This is a genomic window from Nocardia salmonicida, assembly GCF_036142455.1.
Lineage (GTDB): Bacteria > Actinomycetota > Actinomycetes > Mycobacteriales > Mycobacteriaceae > Nocardia > Nocardia salmonicida.
The window spans coordinates 6,214,093-6,239,531 of the sequence record NZ_CP108014.1 but is presented as its reverse complement, the minus strand read 5'-3'; the positions used below and the strand labels follow the sequence as shown (position 1 = coordinate 6,239,531).

23 protein-coding genes are annotated in these 25,439 nt (G+C 66.6%); 16 read left to right on the top strand and 7 right to left on the bottom strand.

Annotation, left to right across the window (positions count from 1 at the left end):
* Nucleotides 1–22 precede the first annotated feature (22 nt).
* The gene (gene rfbB / locus OHS03_RS29155) at nucleotides 23–1,024 is read right to left on the bottom strand and encodes a dTDP-glucose 4,6-dehydratase (protein WP_328658478.1); all 1,002 of its coding nucleotides are present in this window, start codon (nucleotides 1,022–1,024) and stop codon (nucleotides 23–25) included.
* 325 nt (nucleotides 1,025–1,349) lie between these two features.
* On the opposite strand from rfbB, the gene OHS03_RS29150 reads away from it, so the two are divergent.
* Entirely contained in the window at nucleotides 1,350–2,048 is a 699-nt protein-coding gene (locus OHS03_RS29150; protein WP_328658476.1) for a DUF8020 domain-containing protein, read from the top strand.
* A gap of 120 nt (nucleotides 2,049–2,168) precedes the next feature.
* On the opposite strand, the gene OHS03_RS29145 is transcribed toward OHS03_RS29150, so the two are convergent.
* A complete protein-coding gene (locus OHS03_RS29145) occupies nucleotides 2,169–3,212 on the bottom strand; it encodes an alpha/beta hydrolase (protein WP_328658474.1) in 1,044 nt (347 codons plus the stop codon).
* A 244-nt stretch (nucleotides 3,213–3,456) separates the two neighbouring features.
* Between OHS03_RS29145 and rfbA the strand changes: the two genes are divergently transcribed.
* Nucleotides 3,457–4,329 (top strand): glucose-1-phosphate thymidylyltransferase RfbA, encoded by an 873-nt coding sequence (gene rfbA / locus OHS03_RS29140; protein WP_056822215.1) that lies wholly within the window; start codon nucleotides 3,457–3,459, stop codon nucleotides 4,327–4,329.
* Between the two features lie 3 nt (nucleotides 4,330–4,332).
* On the top strand, nucleotides 4,333–4,884 hold the full coding sequence (locus OHS03_RS29135) for a dTDP-4-dehydrorhamnose 3,5-epimerase family protein (RefSeq protein ID WP_328658471.1): 552 nt from the start codon (nucleotides 4,333–4,335) through the stop codon (nucleotides 4,882–4,884).
* A 60-nt stretch (nucleotides 4,885–4,944) separates the two neighbouring features.
* Here the strand turns inward: OHS03_RS29135 and OHS03_RS29130 are convergent, their stop codons facing one another.
* Nucleotides 4,945–6,420 (bottom strand): MFS transporter, encoded by a 1,476-nt coding sequence (locus OHS03_RS29130; RefSeq protein WP_328658469.1) that lies wholly within the window; start codon nucleotides 6,418–6,420, stop codon nucleotides 4,945–4,947.
* An 85-nt stretch (nucleotides 6,421–6,505) separates the two neighbouring features.
* Between OHS03_RS29130 and OHS03_RS29125 the strand changes: the two genes are divergently transcribed.
* Nucleotides 6,506–6,928, top strand: a complete 423-nt coding sequence (locus OHS03_RS29125; RefSeq protein ID WP_328658467.1) for a MarR family winged helix-turn-helix transcriptional regulator — start codon at nucleotides 6,506–6,508, stop codon at nucleotides 6,926–6,928.
* Here the strand turns inward: OHS03_RS29125 and OHS03_RS29120 are convergent.
* Together OHS03_RS29120 and OHS03_RS29115 are read right to left on the bottom strand one after the other, a co-directional pair.
* Nucleotides 6,912–7,757, bottom strand: coding sequence for a helix-turn-helix domain-containing protein (locus OHS03_RS29120; protein WP_062989457.1), 846 nt, complete (start codon nucleotides 7,755–7,757; stop codon nucleotides 6,912–6,914). The two genes, OHS03_RS29125 and OHS03_RS29120, sit on opposite strands and share 17 nt — an antisense overlap.
* 123 nt (nucleotides 7,758–7,880) lie before the next feature.
* On the bottom strand, nucleotides 7,881–8,465 hold the full coding sequence (locus OHS03_RS29115) for a DUF4282 domain-containing protein (RefSeq protein WP_056822226.1): 585 nt from the start codon (nucleotides 8,463–8,465) through the stop codon (nucleotides 7,881–7,883).
* A 194-nt stretch (nucleotides 8,466–8,659) separates the two neighbouring features.
* Here OHS03_RS29115 and OHS03_RS29110 point away from each other — a divergent pair, with 194 nt between their 5' ends.
* From OHS03_RS29110 to OHS03_RS29100, 3 genes are all read left to right on the top strand, one after another.
* Nucleotides 8,660–9,166: a hypothetical protein gene (locus OHS03_RS29110; protein ID WP_328658466.1), complete on the top strand. Its 507-nt coding sequence runs from the start codon at nucleotides 8,660–8,662 to the stop codon at nucleotides 9,164–9,166.
* Nucleotides 9,167–9,273: 107 nt separating this feature from the next.
* Nucleotides 9,274–11,448, top strand: a complete 2,175-nt coding sequence (locus tag OHS03_RS29105; protein WP_328658464.1) for a molybdopterin oxidoreductase family protein — start codon at nucleotides 9,274–9,276, stop codon at nucleotides 11,446–11,448.
* A gap of 168 nt (nucleotides 11,449–11,616) precedes the next feature.
* The gene (locus tag OHS03_RS29100; protein ID WP_056822236.1) at nucleotides 11,617–12,240 is read left to right on the top strand and encodes a pyridoxamine 5'-phosphate oxidase family protein; all 624 of its coding nucleotides are present in this window, start codon (nucleotides 11,617–11,619) and stop codon (nucleotides 12,238–12,240) included.
* 1 nt (nucleotide 12,241) lies between these two features.
* Here the strand turns inward: OHS03_RS29100 and OHS03_RS29095 are convergent, their stop codons facing one another.
* Complete coding sequence (locus OHS03_RS29095; RefSeq protein ID WP_328658462.1) at nucleotides 12,242–12,739, bottom strand: GtrA family protein; 498 nt, start codon at nucleotides 12,737–12,739, stop codon at nucleotides 12,242–12,244.
* A gap of 15 nt (nucleotides 12,740–12,754) precedes the next feature.
* Here OHS03_RS29095 and dprE1 point away from each other — a divergent pair, with 15 nt between their 5' ends.
* From dprE1 to OHS03_RS29080, 3 genes are all read left to right on the top strand, one after another.
* Entirely contained in the window at nucleotides 12,755–14,182 is a 1,428-nt protein-coding gene (gene dprE1 / locus OHS03_RS29090; protein WP_056822239.1) for a decaprenylphosphoryl-beta-D-ribose oxidase, read from the top strand.
* Nucleotides 14,179–14,958 (top strand): decaprenylphospho-beta-D-erythro-pentofuranosid-2-ulose 2-reductase, encoded by a 780-nt coding sequence (dprE2, locus tag OHS03_RS29085; RefSeq protein ID WP_056822241.1) that lies wholly within the window; start codon nucleotides 14,179–14,181, stop codon nucleotides 14,956–14,958. Before dprE1 ends, dprE2 begins: the two co-directional genes overlap by 4 nt.
* A gap of 115 nt (nucleotides 14,959–15,073) precedes the next feature.
* Nucleotides 15,074–17,080, top strand: a complete 2,007-nt coding sequence (locus OHS03_RS29080) for a galactan 5-O-arabinofuranosyltransferase (protein ID WP_328658460.1) — start codon at nucleotides 15,074–15,076, stop codon at nucleotides 17,078–17,080.
* A gap of 28 nt (nucleotides 17,081–17,108) precedes the next feature.
* Here the strand turns inward: OHS03_RS29080 and OHS03_RS29075 are convergent, their stop codons facing one another.
* Nucleotides 17,109–17,738 carry a TIGR03086 family metal-binding protein gene (locus OHS03_RS29075; RefSeq protein ID WP_328658458.1) on the bottom strand — a complete coding sequence of 210 codons (630 nt, stop codon included), beginning with the start codon at nucleotides 17,736–17,738 and terminating at the stop codon, nucleotides 17,109–17,111.
* An 83-nt stretch (nucleotides 17,739–17,821) separates the two neighbouring features.
* Here OHS03_RS29075 and OHS03_RS29070 point away from each other — a divergent pair, with 83 nt between their 5' ends.
* The 6 genes from OHS03_RS29070 (at nucleotide 17,822) to OHS03_RS29045 (ending at nucleotide 25,432) form a co-directional block, all read left to right on the top strand.
* The gene (locus tag OHS03_RS29070) at nucleotides 17,822–18,784 is read left to right on the top strand and encodes a helix-turn-helix transcriptional regulator (protein ID WP_328658455.1); all 963 of its coding nucleotides are present in this window, start codon (nucleotides 17,822–17,824) and stop codon (nucleotides 18,782–18,784) included.
* A 177-nt stretch (nucleotides 18,785–18,961) separates the two neighbouring features.
* Nucleotides 18,962–19,504, top strand: coding sequence for a hypothetical protein (locus OHS03_RS29065; RefSeq protein WP_056822254.1), 543 nt, complete (start codon nucleotides 18,962–18,964; stop codon nucleotides 19,502–19,504).
* A gap of 215 nt (nucleotides 19,505–19,719) precedes the next feature.
* A complete protein-coding gene (locus OHS03_RS29060) occupies nucleotides 19,720–20,232 on the top strand; it encodes a hypothetical protein (protein ID WP_328658453.1) in 513 nt (170 codons plus the stop codon).
* Nucleotides 20,233–20,265: 33 nt separating this feature from the next.
* Nucleotides 20,266–21,687: an RNA-guided endonuclease InsQ/TnpB family protein gene (locus tag OHS03_RS29055; protein WP_328658451.1), complete on the top strand. Its 1,422-nt coding sequence runs from the start codon at nucleotides 20,266–20,268 to the stop codon at nucleotides 21,685–21,687.
* A gap of 76 nt (nucleotides 21,688–21,763) precedes the next feature.
* Nucleotides 21,764–25,108, top strand: coding sequence for an arabinosyltransferase domain-containing protein (locus OHS03_RS29050; protein ID WP_328658449.1), 3,345 nt, complete (start codon nucleotides 21,764–21,766; stop codon nucleotides 25,106–25,108).
* 162 nt (nucleotides 25,109–25,270) lie between these two features.
* On the top strand, nucleotides 25,271–25,432 hold the full coding sequence (locus OHS03_RS29045; RefSeq protein ID WP_156677619.1) for a hypothetical protein: 162 nt from the start codon (nucleotides 25,271–25,273) through the stop codon (nucleotides 25,430–25,432).
* Nucleotides 25,433–25,439 lie beyond the last annotated feature (7 nt).

Sequence of the window (25,439 nt, the reverse complement as noted above, 5' to 3'; positions counted from 1 at the left end):
TTCCCCAGACGACGGTGGGGGTTTACAGCGTCTTTTCGCCCGCGGCCGCGTAGGCGCGTTCGGTATCGGCCTTTTTCGATCGCCACCAGTTCTCGTTGTCGCGGTACCAGGCGACGGTGTCGGCCAGCCCGGCCCGGAAGTCCGCGTAGCGCGGTGACCAGCCCAGTTCCTCGCGAAGTAGGCTCGCGTCGATGGCGTAGCGCTGGTCGTGGCCTGGACGATCCGTCACATGATCGAAATCGGTGGGCTCACGATCGAATGCCTGCAGGATGAGCTGGACGACAGTGAGGTTATCGAGCTCGCCCTGCGCCCCGATCAGATATGTCCGACCCGTGCGGCCGCGCTCGAGAATGTCCCAGACCGCGCGGTTGTGGTCCTCGACGTGAATCCAGTCGCGTACCTGATGACCTGCGCCGTAGAGGCGCGGGCGCACCCCGTCGATCAGATTGGTGATCTGACGGGGGATGAATTTCTCCACATGCTGGTACGGGCCGTAGTTGTTCGAGCAGTTCGACAGGGTGGCGCGGATACCGAACGACCTGGTCCAGGCGCGTACCAGCATGTCGCTACCCGCCTTGGTGGCCGAATACGGGCTCGACGGGTTGTAGGCGGTGGATTCGGTGAAACCCGGCTCGTCGGGGGTGAGATCGCCGTACACCTCGTCGGTGGAGATGTGGTGGTAGCGCACATCGTGGCGCCGCACGGCTTGCAGCAGCGAGTAGGTGCCGACGATATTGGTCTGCACGAACGGCCACGGCTCGGCCAGGGAGTTGTCGTTGTGGGATTCGGCGGCGAAATGCACCACCGCCTCCACCCCGCTGACCAGATTGTCGACCAGATCGAGGTCGGCGATATCGCCGTGCACGAATTCGATCCGATCCGCTACCGGATCCAGCGACGCCCGGTTGCCCGCGTAAGTGAGCGCGTCGAGCACGGTCACTTGGACATCCGGGCGCGTCGCCACGGTCTGCTGGACGAAATTCGCACCGATGAACCCGGCCCCGCCGGTTACGAGCACTCGCACTCGGTCAACGATACGGGCATTCCGAGAGCCCTCGTGACGAAAGGACCGCCGTTATGCGTTGCTGGAACGTCTCTGACCTGTGACCCGCCATCTATTCGCACAGTGATCTCCGTCACACTACCTGTAAGTAGGTTAAGACTCAGGGTTGGTTTTACTGAGAAAAACCCCGGTCAACGCTCAGGTTTCTATCAGCGCACCGGCACCGGGGTATCAATGGTGAACAAAACTTGAACTAACGGTCACAGCGGGTTCACCTCTGGTTAGCTGCGAGAGCTTTTGATCTACAAGTCCCCTCCGCACGCTCCAAACTTGAGGTTCAACAAAAATGCTGATGAGGAAATTCGCCGCCACGTCGGCGCTGCTGATCGCTGCCATGGGCGTTGCTGCCGGCACCGTCAACGCCGCGCCGGTCGAAGAGGCCGCCCCGATCAACTACACCGCCGAGGTTGTCGACGGTTCCAAGTCCGTCATCACCACCGACGCGGGCTCGCTGGTCGTCGAAGACGGCGCCTTCAAGATCAAGGCTGCCAACGGCACCACCGTCGCCGGTACCCCGCTGAGCTTCCGTCTCGACGAGTTCGAGCTGCCGATCGCGGCCGAGATCTCGGGCAACACCGCGACCCTGACCCCGCAGCTGGATCCGGCCAAGGCTGTCTACAAGCCGGTCGCCCTGCCTTACGAGAACGTGGCGCCGTGGAAGACCGAGTACGAGCGTGAGCAGGCCGCCTGGAGCCGTCTGACCTCCACCATCTCCATGGGCGCCACCATCGGCACCCTGGGCGGTGGCCTCGCCGGCGCTGCCATCGGTTGTGTCACCGGTGCGGCGATCGGCCTGGTCGCGACCGGCGTGCTGCTCGCTCTGTTCGGCGCGGGCCCGCTCGCGGGTTGCGTCGTCGGCGCTACCAGCATCGGCGCCCTCGGCGTCATCCTGGGCCAGATCTTCGTCACCGCCCCGGTCGCGATCGGTGCTGCGATCCAGTACTTCGCCACGATCGGCCAGCCCTTCACCCCCCCGGCCAAGTAATTTCGCCGTAGGACAGAAGGAAAGCGGCCCCGGCCCGGAGAAATCCGAGCGGGGGCCGCTTCTTTGTCTACCGAGGGTGGCTCGGTCGGCCGACCGCGATCAGAACCGCCCGAGCCGTTCTCAGGCCGTGCGGGCCCGCTGGGCCGGTTCCACCGCGGTGCGGACGAACTTCGCCACCCGCCCCAGCGCCGAACGACTCTCCGGCATGCTCGGCAGGATGCTCATGAATGCGTGCACCTGCCCCCGCCACAGCTCCAGCGTGTTCGGTACGCCCGCGGCGGTGAGCCGCTGGGCCATCAGTTCACAGTCGTAGCGCAGCAGTTCGTCTTCGGCCGCGATGAGCAGGACCGGCGGCATTCCCGCCAGGTCGGCGTTGACCGGCGACAGCGCTGGATCGAGCGGACCTTCGTGCTCGGCGCCGAGGTGGACGACCGCCTCGAGCCCTTTCAGCGGAAGGTAGGCATCCCGGTTGACATTGACGTACCCCTCTTTGGCCCGGTAATCCAGATCGAGCAGCGGACTGAGGCCGACGAGGGCGGCGGGCAGCGGCAGGCCGATCTCGCGGGAGCGGATCGCGGTGGCGAAGGTCAGGAACCCACCGGCCGAATCACCGGCGAACACGATGCGCGACGGGTCGGCGCCGTGGCGAAGCAGCCAGCGGTAGGCGAGCACACAGTCGTCGATCGAGGCGTCGATCGAACCGGGCAGCTGCCGGTATTCGACATTGAGCACGGGCAGCCCGGTGCGCCTCGCCAGTCCGGCCACGATCGCACGGTGCGTCTGCAATCCACAGACGGCGAATCCGCCGCCGTGCATGTACAGCACCGCGCCGTGGCGCAGCGCGCGCGAGCCGCCCGCGGGCCGCACCATCTCCATCTTGAAATCGCTGAGCTGGATCTGCTCGCGTTCGATGCCGTGGGGTTCGGGCCGCAGCCGCGACAACAGGTCGACCGCGACGGCGCCGACCGGAATGGTGGCCCGATTGATCGGCACGGTGCGCAGCAGCGGTCCGATCAGGCCGAGGCAGGCGCCCATCAGGACCCGCGAGGAGGTGCTGGTCCGGCCGGAGTTGACGATGATGCCCGGCTCCGGCCTACTCGTGGTGCCGATCGGGGCCACGGGCGCGAGCCCACCCATCACGCCGGTGATCTTCGTGGTTACCATCGCGCACCTACCTCACAGCTGGCGCGTCGACCCCTGACCAAGGCGTAACCCCCCGGATCGGATGTCGGCGCTGACATCTAACACAGTGATGTTTCACACATCGGAGCTCACATAATCAGATGAGCGCCATGTCTGTCTCAGTTATCGCCCGACACACCCGGCCATCAAACGTTCGTGACCAATTCGACGACGTGTCGGAACCTCCCCGTCTCCGGGGAGGAGGGAACTGGCAGACTTGCCACCTATGCGCGGAATCATCTTGGCGGGCGGCACCGGCTCACGGTTGCACCCGATCACGCGCGGGGTGAGCAAGCAGCTCGTCCCGGTCTACGACAAACCCATGGTCTACTACCCGCTGTCCACCCTCATGCTGGCAGGGATCGACGACATTCTGGTCATCACCACGCCGGAGGACGCCGACGCGTTTTCCCGATTACTGGGCGACGGCAGTCAGTTCGGCGTCGCGATCAGCTATGTGGTGCAGCCCGAACCCGACGGCCTCGCACGGGCCTTCGTACTCGGGGCCGACCACATCGGCACCGAACCCGCGGCGCTGGTCCTCGGCGACAACATCTTCCACGGACCCGGTCTCGGCGCCAGCCTGGAACGCTTCCACGACATCGACGGCGGCGCGGTGTTCGCCTACTGGGTGAAGGATCCCACCGCCTACGGCGTGGTGGAGTTCGATCACGGCCGCGCGGTCTCCATCGAGGAGAAGCCGAAGGTCCCGCGCTCGAACTACGCCATCCCCGGCCTCTACTTCTACGACAACGACGTGGTCGAGATCGCCCGCGAGCTACGCCCGTCGGCGCGCGGGGAGTACGAGATCACCGACATCAACCGCGCCTATCTCGAGCAGAACCGGCTCAGCGTCGACGTGCTGGCGCGCGGCACCGCCTGGCTCGACACCGGCACCTTCGACTCCCTGCTCGATGCCGCCAATTACGTGCGCACCATCGAGGAACGTCAGGGCCTCAAGATCGGCGTGCCGGAGGAAGTGGCGTGGCGGCGCGGCCTGATCTCCGACGAACAGCTGTGCAAGCTCGCCGAACCGATGGTGCGCTCGGGCTACGGCCGCTACCTGCTGGATCTGATCGACCGCGGAAAAGACTGGTAACGCATGGAGTTTCGTGAACTGGCGATCCCCGGCGCCTGGGTGGTGACCCCGCGCCTGCTCGGCGACGACCGCGGCATGTTCTGTGAGTCGTTCAAGGCCTCGGAGTTCGAGAAGGCTACCGGGCGCCCGTTCGAACTGCACCAGGTGAACACCTCCGTCTCGGCGGACGGGGTGCTGCGCGGGATCCACTACACCGACGATCCCCCCGGTCAGGCCAAGTATGTGACCTGCGTACGCGGTGCGTTCCTGGACGTGGTGGTCGACCTGCGACCCGGCTCGCCGACCTACGGCCGGTGGGACAGCGTGTTGCTCGATGACGTGTCGCGCCGCTCGGTGTTCCTGTCCGAGGGCCTCGGCCATGCCATCCTCTCGTTGGAGAACCGCTCGACGGTGACCTACCTCTGCTCGCTCGAGTACTCTCCCGAATTCGACAGGGACATGGACGCTTTCGATCCGCGCCTCGGTATCTCCTGGCCGACCGAGGGCCGCGACGGCCGCCCGCTGACCTACGTTCGCTCGGCGAAAGACGAAGCAGCGCCGAAGTTTTCCGACTGATTCACGTGAAACCACGAACGGCACCACCTGCGAGAGGTGGTGCCGTTCAGCGTTTTCCGATCAGGCGACCGGTTCGAGAAGCTTCGCCTCGACCGGGGCGACCGCGACCGGCTTGCGGAACCGGGGCAGGAAGACCGTCAGTGCGACCAGTGCGCCGACGATGGTGACGCCCGCCGCGAACTCGAGGCCCGGCCGGTAGGTGTCGAGCATCTGCTGCGGAGTGGCACTCGTTCCGTGCCCGCCGGAGGTGACGATGGCGGTGGTCACCGCGAGCACGATGGCCGCGCCGACCTGCATGGAGGTCTGCAGCACGCCTGCCGCGAGACCCTGTTCGTCGTCCTCGATACCGCTGGTGGCCTGCACATTGATCGCCGGGAAACCGACCCAGCCGATGCCGATCAACAGGATCGCGGGCAGCAGCACGGTGAAGTAGCCGGGTGCCGTGTCGATCCGCAGGAACAGCAGGTAGCCGATCGCCATCACGCTCATGGTGACCGCGATGACCGGCCCGGTGCCGAAACGGTCGATCAGCTTCTCGGAGAAGAACGCCGACCCGACGACCAGGATGCCCACCGGCAGCAGGGCCATCGCCAGCTTCAGCGCCGACCATTCCAGGGTGTCCTGCATGTACAGGGTCACGATGAACTGCCAGGAGAAGTACGAACCGGCGACCGCGATGATGGCCAGGCTGGCTCGCACGAGCGAGGCCTTGCGCAGGATGCCCAGGCGAACCAGCGGGTGCTTCACGCGCTGCTCGGTGACGACGAACGCGGCGAACAGGGCGATCACGGCGAGGAACGAACCGATGGTGCGGCCCGAGGCCCATCCGACTTCCGGCGCGGTGACCACGGTGTAGACCAGCAACAACATGCCCGCCGTCGACAGGAGAGCGCCGAGTAGATCGTGTCCGCCCTCTTCGGCCTTACCGTCCTTGGGCACCAGCGCGAACGCGGCGATCAGCGCGGCGACGGCGATCGGGACGGGCAGCAGGAAGGTCCAGCGCCAGCCGACGCCGGTCATCAGGCCACCGAACAGCAGACCCATGGAGTAGCCGCCCGCGCCGAAGACGGTGTAGATCGACAGCGCCTTGTTGCGCGCTTTTCCTTCGGCGAAGGTGGTGGTGATGATCGACAGACCGGTCGGCGCGGTGAACGCGGCGGCCAGGCCCTTGACGAAACGGGTGGCGATCAGCAGAGCGGGGTCGCTCACCAGGCCGCCGACCAGTGATGCGACGGCGAACACCGCGAGTGCGATGAGGAAGACCTTGCGGCGTCCGAGCAGGTCGGCGGTGCGTCCGCCCAGCAGCAGCAGGCCGCCGTAGCCGAGGATGTAGCCGCTGACGAGCCACTGCAGGGTGGAGGTGGACAGATCGAGTTCGGCGCCGATGGACGGCAGCGCGACGCCGATCATCGAGACGTCGAGCCCGTCGAGGAACAGAACGATGCACAGAGTGATCAGCATGCCCCAGAGCCGGAGGGGCCACCTGGTGGGATCGGTCGCCTGATCTGCGGCCGAGAGCGTTGCTGGCGAAGTCATGCGGAGGACATTACATGCGTGTGCATTAATTGCCAACACATAAAATGCCGTTGCATGAACATGCGCGGACCACTAAGATGGGGCCATGAACCCCCCGGCCGTAACGTCAGCTCGGCGCACTGAAGCGCCCACCGAGCTGGTCGGTCAGTGGCGCGAACTACTCGGCAGGCATGCCGCCGTGAGTTGCGCCCTGGAGAAGGCGCTCCAAAGGGACCACGAGATCGGCCTCAGCGAATTCGAAACGCTGGACCGACTGGTCGACGCGGCGTGTCAGAAGTACCGCATGACGGAACTGGCCCAGGACATCTACCTGAGCCAGAGCGCGCTGTCGCGCGCGGTGGCCAGACTGGAACGCGACGGACTGGTCGAGCGGAGCATGTGCGATCTCGACCGTCGCGCCATCTTCGTCCAACTCACCGACAAGGGCAGGGCGGTCTACGACCGCGCCCTGCCCACCCACCGTTCGGTGCTCGCCGGTTCGTGGGACAGCCCTACAGCGTGCCCGTAGCCGCCACGGTGATATCGGTGAACGCCCGCCGGTAGCGGTCGCATTCGGCCGGTTTGTCCAGATAGCTGCTGCCCGCGAAGGTTTCCACGTAGACCACCGGCGGCTCCGGTCGATCCACCGAATCGTCGACCCCGAAATCCAGGATCACGAACCGGCCGGATTCGAGACCGGCGTGATAGCCGGAATCGCCGGGAACCACCTGGATGCGGACCGTGTCGCGCTCGGCCAGCTCCCGCAATCGCGCGAGCTGGCCCGCACGCACGCGCTCGTCACCGATGAAGCGGGTGAGCACCGACTCGGCCAGCACCACGTCCAGCCGCAACGGGGCATCGGCCCTGGTGACCAGAGCCTGCCTGGCGGCGAGCACCCGCAGCCTGCGCTCGAGTTCCGCCTCGGTCAGGTCAGGAATCGTCTGCTCGAACAGCGCTTTCGCATAGTCCTGGGTCTGCAGCAGTGCCGGGATCAGGCCGTCCTCGTAGAGTGCCAGCCCCGACGCGGCTTCCTCGAGGCCGATATAGACCTCGAAGCCCTCCGCGATCACATCGCCGTAGCTCGTCCACCAACCCCGTGCCTTGGTTTCGCGAGCCAGGGCGGCCAGCGGTTCGACCAGATCGGCCGGCGCGCCGTACACCTTGCACATGGCCTCGACGTCGAGGCTGCGCAACGACGTCTGCCCCGTTTCGATCCGCCAGATCTTCGCTTCCGACCACTCCAGTTGCGCCGCCGCGGTTCTCGTTGTCATCCGCGCACGATTGCGCAGGTCACGTAGGTGCCTGCCCAACTGCCTGCGCGGCATCGTGGAACCCGTGACGCCCTGTGGTGAAGCCATACTTCCCCCCTGTATCCGAACTCCGGTCTCCGGACAGAACTTTCGGAGACCGCCCTACGCGGCCGACATATCGTCGGATCTGCGTACGGATTGTTTCACAATGAATCGGACACTGCGCAAGACCTATTTTTTCTTGCGGAACCGCCAGAACTGCACTGCTCGAACATCTTCGGAGAGCTGGTTCACCGGCTCGGCGACATCGGAGAGGGCCTGGAACAGGCCATCGGCCAGTTCGCTGATGTGCTCGACGCGGCCTGCCAGCCGGGCCGCGTTGTCGGCGAATTCGAGCATCAGGCGCACCGAGGCCGCGATGGTGAGCCCCAGCGGCACGGCGACGAGCGCGGCGAGCACCCCCAGCAGCGCCGAGGCCCTCCACATCAGCACCGTGAGCGCGATCGGCACGCCGATGCCGAAGGAAACGACGCCGAGAACGTAGGCGAGCGGCAGCAATGTCCTGGTCGCGGGCCTACGGAACTGCACGTCGAGCAGGGAACGGCCCGCTTCGGCAGCCCACTGTTTGGCCGAACCGGTAGTGCGGAAGGGCTCTTCGAACCCCGCGTCGCGTGCCAGGTCTGCCTCATACGTACCCTCGGCAGGACGAGCCGGACGCTTTCCGTCGCTCTCTTTCCAAGAGAGCCAACGTGATTCGGCTTCGAACTCCTCGGCATCCTCGTCGTTCGACTCGGGGGTGCCAGGCGCTTCGGTCATAGTCCGAATCCTGCCCGCTTTCGGCCCCTACGCCAACCCGGGCGGCGCCATACCTGCGATAGCGAAGGTTACCGAACTGAGACGAAGCAGACACTCTCGAATATTTTTCGGTAACGGCGTAACAAGTGGACTACCCCGCGCCGATACGCCCATGAACGCAGGAACAGAGCTCTTCGGGGAATGGAGAACACACAGTGCGCACGACGTTTCCGACCACCACTACGGCCGCCGACAAAGGTGCCGCCGCGCAGGAGTACACCGCGCGTGGATGGACGGTCGCTGAAACCACCAATGGTCTGTGCTTGATCACCGATGACGAGGTCTCGGCCATCGAGATCACCGGTGAGATCGCGGGCGATGTCCGCCGCTTCCTGCGCGCCAACAACCTGTCCGGCCCCGTGATCGAGATCCCGGGCCAGGAGCGTCGCGAGATCCACCTGGTCACCGGAGTCCGCAAGGCCGCCATGGCGATCGAGGCCATGCGTGAGGCCGGCGTCATCGTGCACACCGACGGTGCGAGCATCCCGCTGCCGCCGACCCAGCTGGCCGCGGGCAGCGCCTCCTGGAGTGTCGCTCCCACCGAGGCTCGCTGGATCCCGCCGGTCGTCGCCCTCGGCGCGGCCGTGCGCTCGGCGATGGCGCGCAAGCAGACCGGCACCAAGCAGACCGGCAAGCGCACCGCGCTGACTCTGGCCAGCTGACCTGAACCAGCCCGAACCCGCGAGCCGCGACGCCTCCCCGACGTCGCAGCTCGCGGGTTTTCGGCGTTTCCGGCCATCGCCCACCCCGGTGGGCGTAAGCATGAGATATGGCTTCTCGTTCGCTGTCTTCTCGGACCGCTCTGCGTACCTGTCCGCTGTGTGAGGCCGTCTGCGGTCTCACGCTCACTCTCGACGACGCCGACCGGGTGTTGTCGGTACGCGGTGATCGCGACGACCCGTTCAGCAAGGGCTTCCTGTGCCCGAAGGGCGCCAGCTTCGGCCAACTCGACAACGATCCCGACCTGGTCACCACCCCGCTGATCCGCGACGGTGACGGATTCCGCGCCGCGGGCTGGGACGAGGCGTTCGACCTCATCGCGGCCGCCTTCGCCGAGATCCCCCGCGGCTCGTCCGCCATGTACCTGGGCAATCCCAACGCGCACACCGTCGCGGGCGCGCTCTATCTGCCCGCGCTCATCCGCGCGTTGAGCACCCGCCACGTCTACACCGCGAGTTCGGCCGATCAGATGCCGAAACAGGTCGCGGCCGGGCTCATGTTCGGCGACCCGCTCGAGGTCCCGGTCCCCGACCTCGACCGCACCGATTTCCTGCTGATGCTCGGCGCCAATCCGCTCGAGTCCAACGGGTCGCTGTGCACCGCGCCCGATTTTCCCGGCCGGCTCAAGGCGTTGCGGGCTCGCGGGGGCAAGCTGGTCGTGGTCGATCCGCGCGAGACCAGAACCGCCGCACTCGCCGACCAGCACCTGTTCATCCGGCCGGGCGCCGATGCCTATCTGCTGTTCGGGGTGGTGCACACGCTGTTCGACGAAGGTCTCACGGACGTGCGCGTCGACGTCGCCGGGCTCGACGAACTACGCGCTGCCGCGCTCGAGTTCCCGCCCGAAGCAGTGGCCGAGCGCACCGGCATCTCCGCCGACACGATCCGCGTACTGACCCGCGAACTCGCCGCGGCGCCCACGTCAGCGGTCTACGCGCGGATCGGCACCTGCACCGCGGAGTTCGGCACGCTCACCCAGTGGCTGGTCGACGCCGTCAACACCCTCACCGGCAACCTCGACTCCCCCGGCGGCGCCATGTTCGCCGACGCGGCGGCGGGCGGAGTGCAGCGATCCAAGCCGTTCCGGCTGGGCCGCTGGACCAGCCGCGTTCGCGAGCTGCCGGAGTCGATGGGCGAACTGCCCGTCGCCACCCTGGCCGACGAGATCGAAACCCCGGGTGAGGGGCAGATCAAGGCGCTGGTGACGGTCGCGGGCAACCCCGTGCTCTCCGCGCCGAGCGGTGCGCGACTGGACAAGGGTCTGGCCGGGCTGGAGTTCATGGTCAGCGTCGATCGCTACGTCAACGAAACCACCAGACACGCGAATGTGATCCTGCCGCCGCCGCGCTCGGTGCAGTCGCCGCACTTCGATTTCGCGCTGCTGCAGTTCGCGGTACGCAACTACGCGCGCTACTCACCGCCGGTGGTCCCCCTGGGCGATCGGCCGTCGGAATCGGCGGTGGTGGCCCGCCTCGCGGCCGCGGTGAGCGGTCAGCCTCATACCGGAACGGGAGCGGCGAGCCCGATCGCGATGATCGACGAACTCGTCATCGCGGGCACCCTGCACAAGGCCGACATGAGCGAACGCCGCGAGGAGCTGACCGGCGCGAACACCACCGAGCAGCGCCTCGATCTGATGCTCAAGCTCGGCCCGTACGGTGCCTGGAACGGTGGTGAACTGAGCCTGAAAACCCTGCTCGACAACCCGCACGGCATCGACCTCGGCCCGCTGCGGCCGCGGCTGCCCGGCATCTTGCGTACCGCGTCGAAGAGGGTCGAGCTTGCCCCGCCGCAATTGCTGGCGGACGTAACGCGCCTGCGGGCCGGCCTGGCGAACATCGCGCCCGCGATGGTGCTGATCGGCCGACGTCAGCTGCGCTCCAACAACAGCTGGATGCACAACATCTCGGGCCTGGTCGGCGGCTCCAACCGCTGCACGCTGCAGGTACACCCCGACGACGCGACCCGTCTCGGTCTCGGCGAACAGGCCGAGATCACCTCGGCGGCCGGCTCGTTGACGGTGCAAGTGGAGCTGACGCCGACGATCATGCCCGGCGTGGTGAGCCTGCCGCACGGCTGGGGCCACGGCGCGAGCACCACCCAGTCGGTCGCGCTGGCGCACGCCGGGGTGAATGCCAATGTGCTGACCGATGATTCGGTGGTGGACGCGGTTTCCGGCACCGCTGTGTTCAACGGAGTGCCGGTGACGGTAGGTCCGGCCTGATCGGTCCCGGCCTGGAAACTGTTGCGCAAACTCGGCTTTCATCCCATTCGCAACAATGGAGACGCCCCACCGACAGTGAGAGTCCCCTAGACTGGGTGAGATTGCGGTCACAGCGGGGGTTTCGTCTAGAGGCCCGCATCAACCGGTACGGCTAGCAGAGGGGGCCCGATGCCCGAAAAATTCGTCGGCAGCGACGGAGAACACGAGCTACAGGACACGTTGGGAACCTCGGACAGGGCCGAGCGCTTCTACGACGACCAGGTGATCGATTACCTGAACCCCACAATGGTGGATTTCGTCGCCCGCATGGACATGGCCTTCATCGCCACTGCCGATTCACACGGGGAATGTGACTCCAGCTTCCGGGCGGGGCCGCCCGGATTTCTGCACGTGATCGACGATCGCACGATTGCGTACCCCGAGTATCGAGGTAACGGGGTGATGGCCAGCCTGGGCAATATCCTCGAGAACCCGCATGTCGGGATCCTGATGATCGACTTCGTTCGCGATCTCATCGGCCTGCACATCAACGGGAAAGCCCGCATGGTCGCCGACAGCGAGCTGCGCGGCACCGTCACCGACCTACCACCTGCCGAGCGGGGGAAAACCTCGCAGGTGTGGGTCGTCGTCGATGTCGAGGAGGCCTACATCCACTGCCGCAAACACATTCCGCAGATGGTGCCGGTCGCCCGGGATCAGCGCGAATGGGGTACCGACAATGTGCGCGCCAAGGGTGGCGACTACTTCGGCGTCAAGGCGGGCCGACAGCATGTCGAGGCCAAAGCGGGCTGACCTACTCGAGCTTGAAGATCACCGCACGCTGCACCACGAAGTTGATGACCGTTGCGGTGCCCTGAGCGACGACGAACGCGAGCGGCTGACGCCACCACTCGTCGGCCAGCGCGAAGTACATCGCCGCGTAGATCCCGACCTGCACGGCGAAGGTCACCGCGTACAGCGCGACCACCGCGAGGAACCGTGCCCTGCTCGGCTCGGCGTTGAACGTCCAGCGCCGATTGATCAGGTACGCGGTGGTCGTGCCCGCGATGAAGCTGATCGCCTTGGCGAGAACCTCCGGCAAACCGAGCACGTTCGACAGCAGGGTGAGCAGGCCGAAGTCGACGACAGCCGACAAACCACCGGTCAGCGTGAACCGCACGATCTGCGTCTTGAGGTCTACATCGGTCCCTCCTGGCTCGTCGACCAGGGGAATTTCGGCGGGCAGCGGCAGATGCGGTTGGGCTTGCACGTGAGGAAGACTACGAGACCGGTCGCTCCTCGCGCCATGCATGTAGCCTCTTAGCCGATGTCTGAGAACATTTCGACCACCAACGATGACGCGTTCGCGCTACCCACGCGCACCCGCAAGCTCACCGGTTGGGGTCGCACCGCACCCACCTCCGCCGAAGTGCTCTCGACCAGCGATCCGGAACTGATCGCCAAGGCCGTGAGCATGGTGGCGCAGGACAACGACTCGAAGCCGGCGCATCTGCGACGCGGCGTGATCGCGCGTGGCCTAGGCCGCTCGTACGGCGATCATGCCCAGAACGCGGGCGGGCTGGTCATCGACATGCCCGCGCTCAACCGCATTCACCGCATCGACCGCGATTCGCGCATGGTCGAGGTGGACGGCGGTGTGAGCCTGGACCAGCTGATGAAGGCCGCGCTGCCGTTCGGTCTGTGGGTGCCCGTGCTACCCGGTACTCGCCAGGTGACCATCGGCGGCGCCATCGCCTCCGATATCCACGGCAAGAACCACCACAGCGAGGGCAGCTTCGGCAACCACGTCCGCTCGATCGACCTGCTCACCGCCGACGGCGCGGTGCGCACGATCTCGCCGACCGAGGACGCCGAGCTGTTCTGGGCGACTGTCGGCGGCAACGGCCTGACCGGCATCATCCTGCGCGCCACCATCGAGATGGCGCCCACCGAGACCGCGTACTTCCTCAACGACGGCGTCAAGACCTCGACGCTGGACGAGACGATCGCGGCACACAGCGACGGCAGCGAAGCGGACTACACGTACTCGAGCGCGTGGTTCGACGTGATCAGCCCGCTGCCCAAGCTCGGTCGCAGCACGATCACCCGAGGACGCCTCGCCAAGCTCGACGAGCTGCCAAAGAAGCTGCAGAAGAAGCCGCTCGCGTTCGACGCGCCCCACTTGATGACGGTGCCGGATATCTTCCCGAACTTCACCATGAACAAGCTGACGCTGTCGGCCGTCGGTGAGGCGTACTACGCGATGGGCGGGAACTACACCGGCAAGGTGCAGAATCTGACGCAGTTCTACCACCCGCTCGACATGATCTCGGAGTGGAACCGCGGCTACGGCTCCAACGGCTTTCTGCAGTACCAGTTCGTGGTGCCGACCGAGGCCGTCGAAGAATTCAAGCGGATCATCATCGACATCCAGGCGTCCGGGCACTACTCGGCGCTGAATGTGTTCAAGCTGTTCGGTCCGGGTAACCAGGCTCCCTTGAGCTTCCCGATGCCGGGCTGGAACATCTGCGTCGACTTCCCGATCAAGAAGGGCCTCAACGAGCTGGTCACCGATCTGGACCGGCGCGTGATGGAGTTCGGCGGGCGGCTGTACACCGCGAAGGACTCACGCACTTCCGCCGAGGCGTTCCACAAGATGTACCCGCGGATCGACGAGTGGATCAAGGTCCGCCGCAGCGTCGACCCGAATGGCGTGTTCATGTCCGATATGGCCAGGAGGCTGGAGCTCCAGTGATCAACGCAGTTGGCAACCCGCAGACCATCCTGCTCTTCGGTGGCACCTCCGAGATCGGTCTCGCGATCTGCGCCGAGTACCTGCGCAAGAGCCCGGCCCGGGTCATCCTGGCGAACCTGCCCGGCGATCCGCTGCTCGAGAACGCCGTCACCACGCTGAAGGCCGCAGGCGCGACCCAGGTCGACGTCATCGACTTCGACGCGCTCGACACCGACTCGCACCCGAAGGTCGTCGATTCGGCGTTCGCCGCGGGTGACGTCGATGTCGCGATCGTGGCGTTCGGCGTGCTCGGCGATGCCGAGGAGCTGTGGCAGAACCAGCGCAAGGCGGTCATGACCGTCGGCATCAACTACACCGCCGGTGTCTCGGTGGGCGTGCTGGTCGGCGACAAGTTCAAGGCACAGGGCCACGGCCGGATCATCGTGATGTCCTCGGTGGCCGGTGAGCGCGTTCGCCGCTCCAACTTCGTCTACGGCTCCACCAAGGCGGGCCTGGACGGCTTCTACCTCGGTCTCGGCGAAGCGCTGCGCCCCTTCGGCCCTCGCGTCACCGTCATCCGCCCGATGCAGGTGCGCACCTCGGCGACCAAGGCCCACTGGGAAGCCACCGGCTCCAAGGAAGCCCCGCTCACCGTCGACCCGGAAGACGTCGCCAAGCTCGCCGTCGCCGCCTCGGAGAAGGGCACCGAGATCGTCTGGGCCCCCGGCGAGGCCCGCTTCCTGATGTCGGCCCTGCGCCACGTGCCGCGCCCGATCTTCCGCAAGCTCCCGATCTGATCGACTGCGTTTCGGACTGCCGCATCATCCCCGGATGGTGCGGCAGTTCTGCGTTCGGGCTCCACTAGGCTGGCCCGGACCGTGGAGCACAGTGGAGCCGGAGGATTGCGCGCCGATGACGACCAATGACGAGGTGCGGGCGGGGCGCAGGATCTGGACCGGGGTCGGTGAAGGGGTCGCCGCCGCGGTGGTGGCACTCGTTGTCGCCGCGGTGGGACTGTTCGCGTTCTCGGCGGTGCAGTGGCCCGCGTTCAACTCCTCCCATGTGACTCGCGCCCTGACCACGGTGGGCCAGGTCGTTGCGATCGCGCTGCTGGTGGTCTCGGTGCTGTTGATCCGCCTGCGGAAGTGGCCGGTGGCGGCGAAACTGCTGTCCTGGGTCGGTATTTCGAGCTTCGTCACCGTCACGCTGGGGATGCCGCTGGCCGCGACGAAGTTGTACCTGTTCGGTGTCTCGGTGGATCAGGAATTCCGGACCGAGTATCTGACGCGGCTCACCGACAGCGCCGCTCTGCGCGATATGACCTATGTGGATCTGCCGCCGTTCTATCCGGCCGGGTGGTTCTGGATCGGCGGGCGCGTGGGCAACGTGCTCGGCCTGGACGGCTGGGAAGTGTTCAAGCCGTACGCGATCGGGCTGCTCGCCATTGCCGCCGCGGTGGCGCTGGTGTTGTGGATGCAATTGGTGCGGGCCGATATGGCGGTGGGGGCGGCTGCCGCTGTCACGGCGATGACGTTGGCTTACGCCTCGCCGGAGGCGTATGGCGCGGTGCTCGTGGTGTTCATTCCGCCGGTGCTGGTACTGGCGTGGGGTGCGTTGCATCGTCGTTCCGGCGGGTGGGGCGCGGTGCTCGGAACCGGGGTGTTCCTCGGGGTGGCCGCGTGTTTCTACACGTTGTATCTGGCGATCGCGGCGTTCACCGTGGTGATCATGGGGGTGGTCGCGGCCGGGTTCGCGGTCTACTCGCAGCGGGCAGCCGGGCGTCGGGCACACCGGGTCGGCGGAGCACGGGCCGACTCGGCGGCCACTGACGCCGGAGCTACTTCGAGCAGCGCGTCGCCCGCGTGGCGTGCCGCGATCGCGCCGCTGACCAGGCTGGCGGCCATCGGCGGTATCGCCGTCGTGCTGGCCCTCGTCGTGTGGACGCCGTATCTGCTGAAGATGCTGTCCGGCGCGAAGTTGCCGTCCGGCAACGCCTTCCACTACCTGCCCGAATCCGGCGCCCAGCTCGCGTTCCCGATGCTCGAGTTCTCCCTGCGCGGAGCGTTCTGCCTGCTCGGTGTGCTGTGGCTGGTGATTCGGGCCGGATCATCCAGGCGCGCACAGGCACTGGGCATCGGCGTCGTATCGATCTATCTGTGGACGCTGCTCTCGATGGCGGCGACCGCGGCGGGCACGACCCTGCTGTCCTTCCGACTCGAGCCGGTCCTGCTCGCACTGCTCGCCGCCGCCGGCGTTTTCGGCTTCGTCGAAGGCGCGACCGCCGTCTACCAGGCGTTGAACGAACCCGCCCCCTTCCGAACCGCCGCGGCGGCGATCGCCGTCCTCGGCGCTCTCGCCTTCGCCCAGATGATCCCCACCGTCCTCACCCACGAAATCGACACCGCCTACACCGACACCGTGCCCACCGATGTCCCGAACGCCGACGGCACCTACGGGGAACGCGCCGACAAGCGCAAGCCCTCCGCGGTCGCGTACTACCACGCCGTCGACGAGGCCATCCTGGCCCGAACCGGCAGGCCCCGCGACGAATCCGTTGTCCTCACCGCCGACACCACCTTCCTGGCCTTCTACCCCTACTGGGGCTTCCAGGCCCTCACCTCCCACTACGCGAACCCCTTGTCCGACTTCAAGGCTCGCGCCGCCACCATCGCCGACTGGAGCAAGCTCCCCGACTCCCCCGCCCTGGTCGAAGCACTGTCGAAGTCGCCGTGGCGGGCCCCCGACGCCTTCCTCTTCCGCAACGACGGCGACAACTACACCCTGCGCCTGGCCGAAGACGTCTACCCGAACGACCCGAACGTCAAGCGCTACACGGTGTCGTTCCCCAAGTCCCTGTTCACCGATCCCGCCTTCACCGCCACCGAGATCGGTCCCTTCACCCTGATTACCGTGCGCTGATCCGAGGCCACGTTCGGCCGATCCCCGTTCACGCAGCGGTGCGGCCGAGATAGTGGAGGAGTTCGGCGGTGGGCGTGGTTGCCGGTCCTTCGACGATCGGGGCGTAGGCGCCCCACTGCCGGAGGGGTTCGATGATCTCGGCGTCGGCGCCCGAACCGGGGGCCGGGTGGATCGTGCGGGCGGCCGCGAGAAGGTGGGCCGACAGTTCGTCGGTGAGGGGCGACGGCTGACCGGTGGCGATCGCGATGTCCCAGGCGTGCACCGCCGCGTCGAGAGCGGCGAGGGTGGCGGCGACGGGGGTGGGGAGATCGCCGTGCGGGAGAGGCGTGGGCACGGTGGCGGTGGCGGCGGCGACCGTGGCCCAGGCCGCGGCGGTCTGGTCGATGGCTTCGCGGACCAGCGCGGCGGCGGTGCCGTCGATGGCGCCGGAGGGGTCGAAGGGGTTGTAGGACGGGCCGGGGCCGACTCCGAGGGCAGCGGCGTAGGCGAGTTGATCGCCCGCCGCGTGCTGGATGACCTGGGTGACGGTCCAGTCCGAGCAGGGGGTGGGCAGGTCCCACTGGTCGTCGGCGATACCGGCGACGGCGTCGCTGAGGGCCTGGTAGGAGGTGGCGACCACGTCGCGCCAGACGGTTTCGAGGGCTGCGGTGCTGTTCATGATGGTGCCTTTCGTTTCGGTGATGACTCCAGCCTAGAAACCTATTAGGCTCATTTCTTTCCTAATTTTCTCCGAGGTGGAAAATGGCTGCGACAACCCCGCGCGTCCTGCGTCTGCTCGCCCTGCTGCAGGACCGCGGCTACACCGGCCGCGAACTCGCCGAGCGACTCGACATCACCGAACGCACCGTGCGCAACGACATTTCGCGACTCCGCGAACTCGGCTATCCCGTGCACGCGGAACGGGGCGCGATCGGCGGCTATCGCCTCGGCCGAGGCGCGACCATGCCGCCGCTGCTCCTCGACGACGAGGAAGCCGTCGCGGTCGCGCTGTCCATCGCTGTCGCCCACGACGGCTCGCTCGCCGTCTCCGACATCGGCGAGCAGCTCACCCGAGCACTGCGCAAGATCGAACAGATCCTCCCGAAACGCCTGCAGCGCAAGGTTTCCGCACTGCGCGATGCCACCGAGATCGGCCCGGCCACCACCGGCTCACGCGAACCGGACGCACCGGTCGCCACGGGCATCCTCACCACCCTCGCCGACGCCGTCCGCCGCACCACCGCCGTCACCGTCGAAACATCCGACGGCACCACAGAGCTCGAGCCCTACCGGCTGATCAACTGGCAACGCCGCTGGTACCTCGTCGCCTACAGCATGAACACCCATGACTGGACGGCCCTCCCAGCTGCCGGGATCACCCGGGCCGAGGCCGGCGCTCGCGTCTTCGCCCCGCGCGCACTCCCGGACGACGACCTCGTCGCCTTCGTCATGCGCCACATCGCGTCCACCGGCTGGCGGGTGCACGCCCGCGTCACCGTCCTCGAACCGGCCGAGTCCGTCATCGCCAGGATCAACCCGGCGGTCGGTGTGGTCGAGCCCATCGACGAGCACAGTTGTGTGCTGCTCACCGGCGCCGACGCGATGGAGACGATCGCGATCTACCTCAGCATGTTGATGATGGATTTCCGCGTCGACGGCCCGCCGGAACTGGTCGCGCACCTGCGCACCCTGGCCCGCCGCTACACCGAATCGGTCGCACCGTGACGCGGTGCCGATCGTGTCCGATCCGTGCCGGAACCAGGTGTTCATCCCGCCCTACGGCACTACACTGACGGGTGCGGCACGGTCGTCGCCGACGGAGCGGCACAACCCCATCGGCGGCTGTTGGAATCAGATCCTGCACGTCACGGGTCCCGGCGACCCGCTACCGGAGGAGGACGTATGTCCGATCCGTTGCACACGAGGGTGTGCCTCACCGGCCTGAACTGCTCCTGCCCGAGCATCAGTGTTTTCCTGGTGCCCGAACCGCTGGTTCTGGGCGGGCAGATGATGCACCTGCTCGAACAGGCCCCGGTCGCCGGGCGAATACTCGAACCCACCCCCGACACCGAACTGATCGACCTGATCCAGGCCGTGCGCACGCCGCTGGATACGCGTGGGCTCGCTCGCGCGCAGCAGGTCGCGTTCTCCGGTCCGCGCCACGATCCGCCGGTCGCGCGGGAGGTTCTGCACGACCATCTCATCGAAGAACCCGCGCCGTGGGGGCTCGATGTGGACGATCCGGCCGAGCTCACCCGGCTGGCGATGCTGCCCGAACGACGCATCGGCGTGCGCCGCATCGATGATTTCCAGGCGCATTCGGTCCGCCAGGCGATGGAGGCCGTCTATCGGTATTTCGCGATCGACCAGCGCATTCCCCTCGTCTATCACGGCTTCGCCGACCCGCGCGATGGCTGGTTCGCGCTGCGCGCATCGGCGGCGTGAGCCGATCCCCGCGGTGTGACGGCATCGACCCTGTGTCTATCGACACCCGATAGCTACTGGTGTGCGGGAGCTCGATAGACCACAATATGTCCGGTCAGTGTCAACAAACCGCGCGGTCGGTGTCGCGGGGCGAGTACGCTGCGAAATGTTGGAAGTTCGGCCGACCGAAATCAGGTTTTGGTAGCGCTGATCGGTACGGATGCAGAGGTATAGCTATGACGCTCAACCGACCGGAGCGGATCGATCTTTTGTTGACACGGACGCAACGTCTCGGCCGTGAACCCGAACCGCGCGAGCAGCTCGACTCACTCGCCGCGATCGAACGGGTCGTCATCGACGCCACCATCGCCCTGCTCGCGCCCGGCCAGAAATTCGCACTGCTGTGGTCGCTGCAGGTCGGCGAGCAGACCGTCGCCGGGGTACAGATCAAAGAGCGCAATGGAACGGTCACCAACCTGATGCCGCCCACCGAGGTGCTCGAATACCTGACCGATCACAAGCGCATGTCCTACGACCCCGAGACCGGGGCCTGGCTCAGCGCCGAGATCTTCATCGCGGGCCCCACGCGATACAAGACCAACTACTCCACCGTCGCCGTCGCGGACTGGATGCCGGAGGTCTCGGCCGACGACCTGCGCGCCGAATTCACCGCCTTCCCGCGCCCCGACACCGAGATCCCCGACTGGGCCCGAACCCAGCTCGACTGGGCCGACCGCCGCACCGGATAGCTGTCAGTGCTCTATGGCAGGCTGACCGCTGTCATGAGCAGGCACACCACCTTCCGCTACTGCCTCGATCCAACGGTCGAGCAGCTGAACAGCCTTGTTCGGCATGCGGGCGCGGCAAGGTTCGCGTTCAACCAATGTTTGCAACTGCATTTGCTTGCACGACGTGCCCACAAACGGCAGGCCGCTGTGCCAGTGCCGTGGACTGGATTCGATCTGATCAACGTCTTCAATGCATGGAAGAAGACCGTGCATGCGGGCCGCGTCATCACCGTCGACAGCACAGGTAGCGCCGATGTCACGGCCACCGGGCTGGCTTGGCGGAACAGCGTTTGTCAGCAGGTATTCGAAGAATCAGCCGTCGACTGCGGCCGGGCGCTGAAAGCATGGACGGACTCCCGACGTCACAAACGCGCTGGACCCCGGGTGGGGCATCCCCGATTCAAGCGGAAAGGCCACTGCCTGCCTTCGTTCCGGTTGCGCAATAAATCTCCCAAGAAGCCCACCATCCGTATCGGCGACGGGCAGCGGCCGAGATCGGTAACACTGCCGGGACTCGGCCTGATTCCGGTACACGATGACACCCGGCGCCTGCGGCGACTTCTCGGAAGCGGTCGGGCGAATATTCTGTTCGCCACGATCAGCCAGCGAGCCGGACGATGGTGGATCAGCGTGACTGTGGAGGCCGCGGACACGCATCCCGCCATGCAGCACACTGCACGGCCGAGCGGTGATGCAGGTGGATGGGTAGGCGTGGATCGAGGACTGTCCGCGTTTGCCGTTGCGGCGACCAGTGACGGCGAAGAGCGTGTTCGGATCACAGATCATCCGAAACCCCTGACGGGTGGGCTGCGGCGGCAGCGCTACCTCTCCCGAGCTGTCACGCGTAAGGAGAAGGGTTCACGCAACAGGCGGATGGCTGCTGCCCAGCTCGGAAAGTACCACCACCACATCGCAAACATCCGCCGCCATTTCCTGCACGAGGTTTCGAATCAGCTGGTCAAAAGCCACGACCGGCTCGTCATCGAAGACCTCCACGTGCAGGGCATGCTCCGCAACCGCAGTCTCGCTCGCGCGATCAGCGATGCCGGCTGGGCCGAATTCGCCCGGCTACTCACCTATAAACAGCAGTGGCGCGGCGGTGAATTGGTGAGAGCGCAGCGTTGGTACCCGTCTTCTAAAACATGCTCCACCTGCGGTTGCGCCCGCGCTGATCTGAGACTGCACGAGCGAGTGTTCAATTGCGACACGTGCGGCGCCGCGCTCGATCGTGACCTGAATGCCGCGATCAATCTCGCCACCTGGGCCGAACAGCGTGCCACCCAGGTCCGGGACCCCCAAGCAGGAGGCCCGGTCATCAACGCCCACCGACAGTCCCGCTCTGGCCGCCACCTCCGTGTCGGTGAAACAGGTCTGAATGACGTGGGAACCGACGTTCGGCCAGCATCCGCTGTCTGAACCGATGGACGCCCGAGAAGGGCGGTGCCGTACCACTCACACCAAAGTGCGACGGCACGCTTTAGCATCAGTCCCCGTGCGACCGGACCGATCTGAACGAGCGTTCACCCGATACCGCCTGATCGCCCTTGTCTGTGGGCTGCTCGGGTTCGTGCTTGCCCTGCTCACACCGCTGTTGCCGGTGCGCCAAGACCGCGCGAGCCTGGACTGGCCGCAGGCGGGCGCGACCAGCGTCGAGGCACCGCTGGTGTCGTATGTGCCGCAGCGGCTCGATGCGCAGCTGCCGTGCACGATGCTGAGTGGGCTGCCCGGCCCCGGCGCGGAGAACCCGAGCACGACCACCCTGTTGACGACGATTCCGGTCGCCTCCGGCAAAGCCGACCGCGGGCTGAGCGTCAGCGTGCGCGACGGCGTGGTGGGAGTGCAGGCGCGCGATGTGCCGATGCTGTCGGCGCCGATCGCCGAGATCGGCGGTTGCGAGCGGATCAGCATCGTCTCGACCATCGAGGCGACGACCGTCGAGTTCATCGGCGCCGCGCGCCAGGACGGCACCCCGTTCCGCAACACCGTCACCGTCGACAAGCGCCCGCAGATCGTCGGCGTCTACACCGACCTCGACGCGGCGGCCCTCACCGGCGCCCGGCTGCACGCCGATATCGACTCCCGCTTCACCTCGACGCCGACCACGCTGAAACTCGTGGCGATGATCGGCGCCGGGGTCTTCACCCTGCTCGCGTTGATCGCGCTGCACCTGCTCGACACCGCCGACGGCCGCCGCGCGCGGCGCTTCCTGCCCCGGCACTGGTGGCGGATCACTCCCACCGACGTGGTGGTGGTCGTTACGCTGCTCGGCTGGCATGTGATCGGCGCCAACACCTCCGACGACGGCTACATCCTCAATATGGCGCGCGCGTCGGGCCCGTCGGGCTACATGGCGAACTACTACCGCTGGTTCGGCGTGCCGGAGGCCCCGTTCGGCTGGTCCTACGAACTGCTCGCCTGGATGACGAAGGTCTCCGACGCCAGCCCGTGGATGCGCCTGCCCGCCCTCGCCGCCGGACTGGTCTGCTGGGCCGTGATCAGCCGAGAAGTGCTGCCCCGCCTCGGTGCTCGCGTGCGCCGCGACAAGGTGGCGCTGTGGACGGCGGGGCTGGTGTTCCTCGCCTTCTGGCTCCCCTACGACAACGGCCTTCGCCCCGAACCGCTGATCGCGGCGGGCGCCCTGCTCACCTGGTGCCTCATCGAACGCGCCATCGCCACCGCGCGACTGCTGCCCGCCGCCCTGGCCGTCCTCGTGGCCGCCTTCTCGCTGGCGGCAGGCCCGACCGGACTGATCTGCATCGCCGCGCTGCTCGCGGGCACCCGCCCGGTCATGCAGATCATCATCAAACGCGCGCAAGGTCTGCGACCACGCCGGATCGCCGCCGACAATGCGGTCGACGCCGCCGACCAGAGTTCCGCGCCTGCCGGCCGCAAGCCCGAACGACTCTCACTGGGCACCAAGATCTTCCGTTATGCCGCGCTCCTTGCCCCCGGCGTCGCGGCGGGCACGCTGGTGCTCATCATCGTCTTCGCCGACCAGACGCTGGCCACCGTCATGGAAGCCACCCGAGTCCGCACTCTCGTCGGCCCGAACGTCGCCTGGTTCGACGAGCGCACCCGCTGGGACTCGCTGTTCATGCTCTCCCCCGACGGCTCGCTGGCCCGCCGTTTCGGCGTCCTGGTGATGCTGCTGTGCCTGCTCGTCTGCATCCTGCAGGTCCTGCGCAAGGGCCGCATTCCCGGCACCTCACGCGGCCCCTCGGTGCGCATCCTCGGCATCGTCTTCGCGGCACTCCTGCTGATGATGTGGACGCCGACCAAGTGGACCCACCACTTCGGCGTCTACGCGGGCCTCGCGGGCTCGCTGGCGGCCTTGGCGGCGGTGGCTGTGGGCACCAACGGAATTCGCGCCCCCCGCAATCGCTCGCTGTTCGCGGCGGCCGTTCTGTTCCTGCTCGCGATGACCTTCACCGGCTCCAACGGTTGGTGGTACGTGTCCAGCTACGGCGTGCCGTTCTGGGACAAGGCGCCGATGGTGGCGGGCAAGGGCGTGTCGACCCTGTTCCTCGGACTCAGCATCCTCGCTCTCCTCGTCGCGCTGTATTTCCACCTGCGCGACCCCTACCGAACCCCTTCGGATACCGGGCGTTTCGATCGTTTCGCGACCATGCCGCTGACCATCGCGGCTGCCTTGCTCGTGCTGTTCGAGGTGGCGTCGATGGCCAAGGGGGCCATCACCCAGTACCCCGCCTATTCCATCGCGAAGTCGAATATCAATTCGCTGCAGGGCGATACGTGCGGCCTCGCCAATGACGTTCTGGTGGAAACGAATACCGCCGACTCACTGCTCACCCCCTACACCGGCGCCCCCGCCGACGGGCTGAACGCCGAATCCACCGGCTTCACCCCGGACGGCGTCGCCGACGATCTCACCGCCGATGCCGACGAAACCGTGGTCGGCGGCGCCAACTCGGTCGACACCGATTCCGCCAACAAGACCACCGAGACCACCGGCGCGGGCACCGGCGGCGGCACCAGCGCCGAACCCGGCATCAACGGCAGCACCGTCGCCCTGCCGTTCGGCCTGGACCCCGCCCGAACACCGGTCCTCGGCTCCTTCCAGGACGGCGTGCAGCAGCAGGCGAAGCTGACCTCACAGTGGTATCGCGTCGACCTCGGCGACAGCGTGCGCGACGATCCCGCCTATCAGGCCCTCGTGGTCACCGCGGCCGGGCGGATCCGCTACGTCGATACCGACGGCGTGGTGCACTACGGCCAGGATCTGCGCCTGGAATACGGCACCCGCGCCCCCGACGGTTCCGTCGAGGTCACCGGCTCGGTCGCGCCGATGGATATCGGCCCCGCCCCGTCGTGGCGCAACCTGCGCGTGCCGATCGATCAGCTGCCCGTCGGCGTGAACGCGGTTCGCTTGGTCGCCGCCGACAACGACATCACCGGCAAGCAGTGGCTCGCGGTCACACCGCCGCGCCTGCCGAAACTGGCCACCCTGGACTCGGTGGTCGGCCGGACGGACCCGGTGCTGCTCGACTGGCACGTCGGCCTCGCGTTCCCCTGCCAGCGTCCGTTCGAGCACCACGACGGCGTCGCGGAGGCCCCACAGTGGCGGATCATGCCCGACAGGGTCGGTTCGGACGCGTCCAACGCCTGGCAGGACGACATCGGCGGCGGCCCGCTCGGGTGGACAAATCTGCTGTTGAAGGCCGAGACTGTGCCCACCTATCTCGACCACGATCTCGGCCGTGACTGGGGCTCGCTGGAGCGGTTCACGCCGTATCAGCCCGCACCGCCCGCGAAGATCGGCGTGACTGTGATCGATCAGACAGGACGCGCCAAAGAACCGGCAATTCGGGCACAGTAGGACTACGTAGGGACACTGGCAGCGTAAGGGCAGTGACCGGGCATTGGCGCAGGTCTCTCATGAAACCTTCAGTGCCCGTTAGGGTTTCGATTTGATGAAACACCTGTAAATGACATGGTAAAGGTCCTGTGCCTGCACGTTTGAGCACGTACCCTTGTGGGTATGACAGGAGCCTTCGATGACATGGATCTACGAGATCTCGTCGAGTTGCTCAGCAACGACGAGAAGCAAGAACTACGACCGGCCGTAATGCGGGTACTGGAAAGACTGCCTTCACAAGAGGTATTACGCCGCGACCTGAACCGTCGCATGCTCAACGTCTGACTCCTGT

What these genes read in the sequence shown, in the direction of transcription:
- OHS03_RS29150 (WP_328658476.1), top strand. Translation starts at nt 1,350, where the DNA reads ATGCTGATGAGGAAATTCGCCGCCACGTCGGCGCTGCTGATCGCTGCC.
- OHS03_RS29145 (WP_328658474.1), bottom strand. Translation starts at nt 3,212, where the DNA reads ATGGTAACCACGAAGATCACCGGCGTGATGGGTGGGCTCGCGCCCGTG.
- rfbA (WP_056822215.1), top strand. Translation starts at nt 3,457, where the DNA reads ATGCGCGGAATCATCTTGGCGGGCGGCACCGGCTCACGGTTGCACCCG.
- OHS03_RS29135 (WP_328658471.1), top strand. Translation starts at nt 4,333, where the DNA reads ATGGAGTTTCGTGAACTGGCGATCCCCGGCGCCTGGGTGGTGACCCCG.
- OHS03_RS29130 (WP_328658469.1), bottom strand. Translation starts at nt 6,420, where the DNA reads ATGACTTCGCCAGCAACGCTCTCGGCCGCAGATCAGGCGACCGATCCC.
- OHS03_RS29125 (WP_328658467.1), top strand. Translation starts at nt 6,506, where the DNA reads ATGAACCCCCCGGCCGTAACGTCAGCTCGGCGCACTGAAGCGCCCACC.
- OHS03_RS29120 (WP_062989457.1), bottom strand. Translation starts at nt 7,757, where the DNA reads ATGGCTTCACCACAGGGCGTCACGGGTTCCACGATGCCGCGCAGGCAG.
- OHS03_RS29115 (WP_056822226.1), bottom strand. Translation starts at nt 8,465, where the DNA reads ATGACCGAAGCGCCTGGCACCCCCGAGTCGAACGACGAGGATGCCGAG.
- OHS03_RS29105 (WP_328658464.1), top strand. Translation starts at nt 9,274, where the DNA reads ATGGCTTCTCGTTCGCTGTCTTCTCGGACCGCTCTGCGTACCTGTCCG.
- OHS03_RS29100 (WP_056822236.1), top strand. Translation starts at nt 11,617, where the DNA reads ATGCCCGAAAAATTCGTCGGCAGCGACGGAGAACACGAGCTACAGGAC.
- OHS03_RS29095 (WP_328658462.1), bottom strand. Translation starts at nt 12,739, where the DNA reads ATGCATGGCGCGAGGAGCGACCGGTCTCGTAGTCTTCCTCACGTGCAA.
- dprE1 (WP_056822239.1), top strand. Translation starts at nt 12,755, where the DNA reads ATGTCTGAGAACATTTCGACCACCAACGATGACGCGTTCGCGCTACCC.
- OHS03_RS29080 (WP_328658460.1), top strand. Translation starts at nt 15,074, where the DNA reads ATGACGACCAATGACGAGGTGCGGGCGGGGCGCAGGATCTGGACCGGG.
- OHS03_RS29075 (WP_328658458.1), bottom strand. Translation starts at nt 17,738, where the DNA reads ATGAACAGCACCGCAGCCCTCGAAACCGTCTGGCGCGACGTGGTCGCC.
- OHS03_RS29070 (WP_328658455.1), top strand. Translation starts at nt 17,822, where the DNA reads ATGGCTGCGACAACCCCGCGCGTCCTGCGTCTGCTCGCCCTGCTGCAG.
- OHS03_RS29065 (WP_056822254.1), top strand. Translation starts at nt 18,962, where the DNA reads ATGTCCGATCCGTTGCACACGAGGGTGTGCCTCACCGGCCTGAACTGC.
- OHS03_RS29060 (WP_328658453.1), top strand. Translation starts at nt 19,720, where the DNA reads ATGACGCTCAACCGACCGGAGCGGATCGATCTTTTGTTGACACGGACG.
- OHS03_RS29055 (WP_328658451.1), top strand. Translation starts at nt 20,266, where the DNA reads ATGAGCAGGCACACCACCTTCCGCTACTGCCTCGATCCAACGGTCGAG.
- OHS03_RS29045 (WP_156677619.1), top strand. Translation starts at nt 25,271, where the DNA reads ATGACAGGAGCCTTCGATGACATGGATCTACGAGATCTCGTCGAGTTG.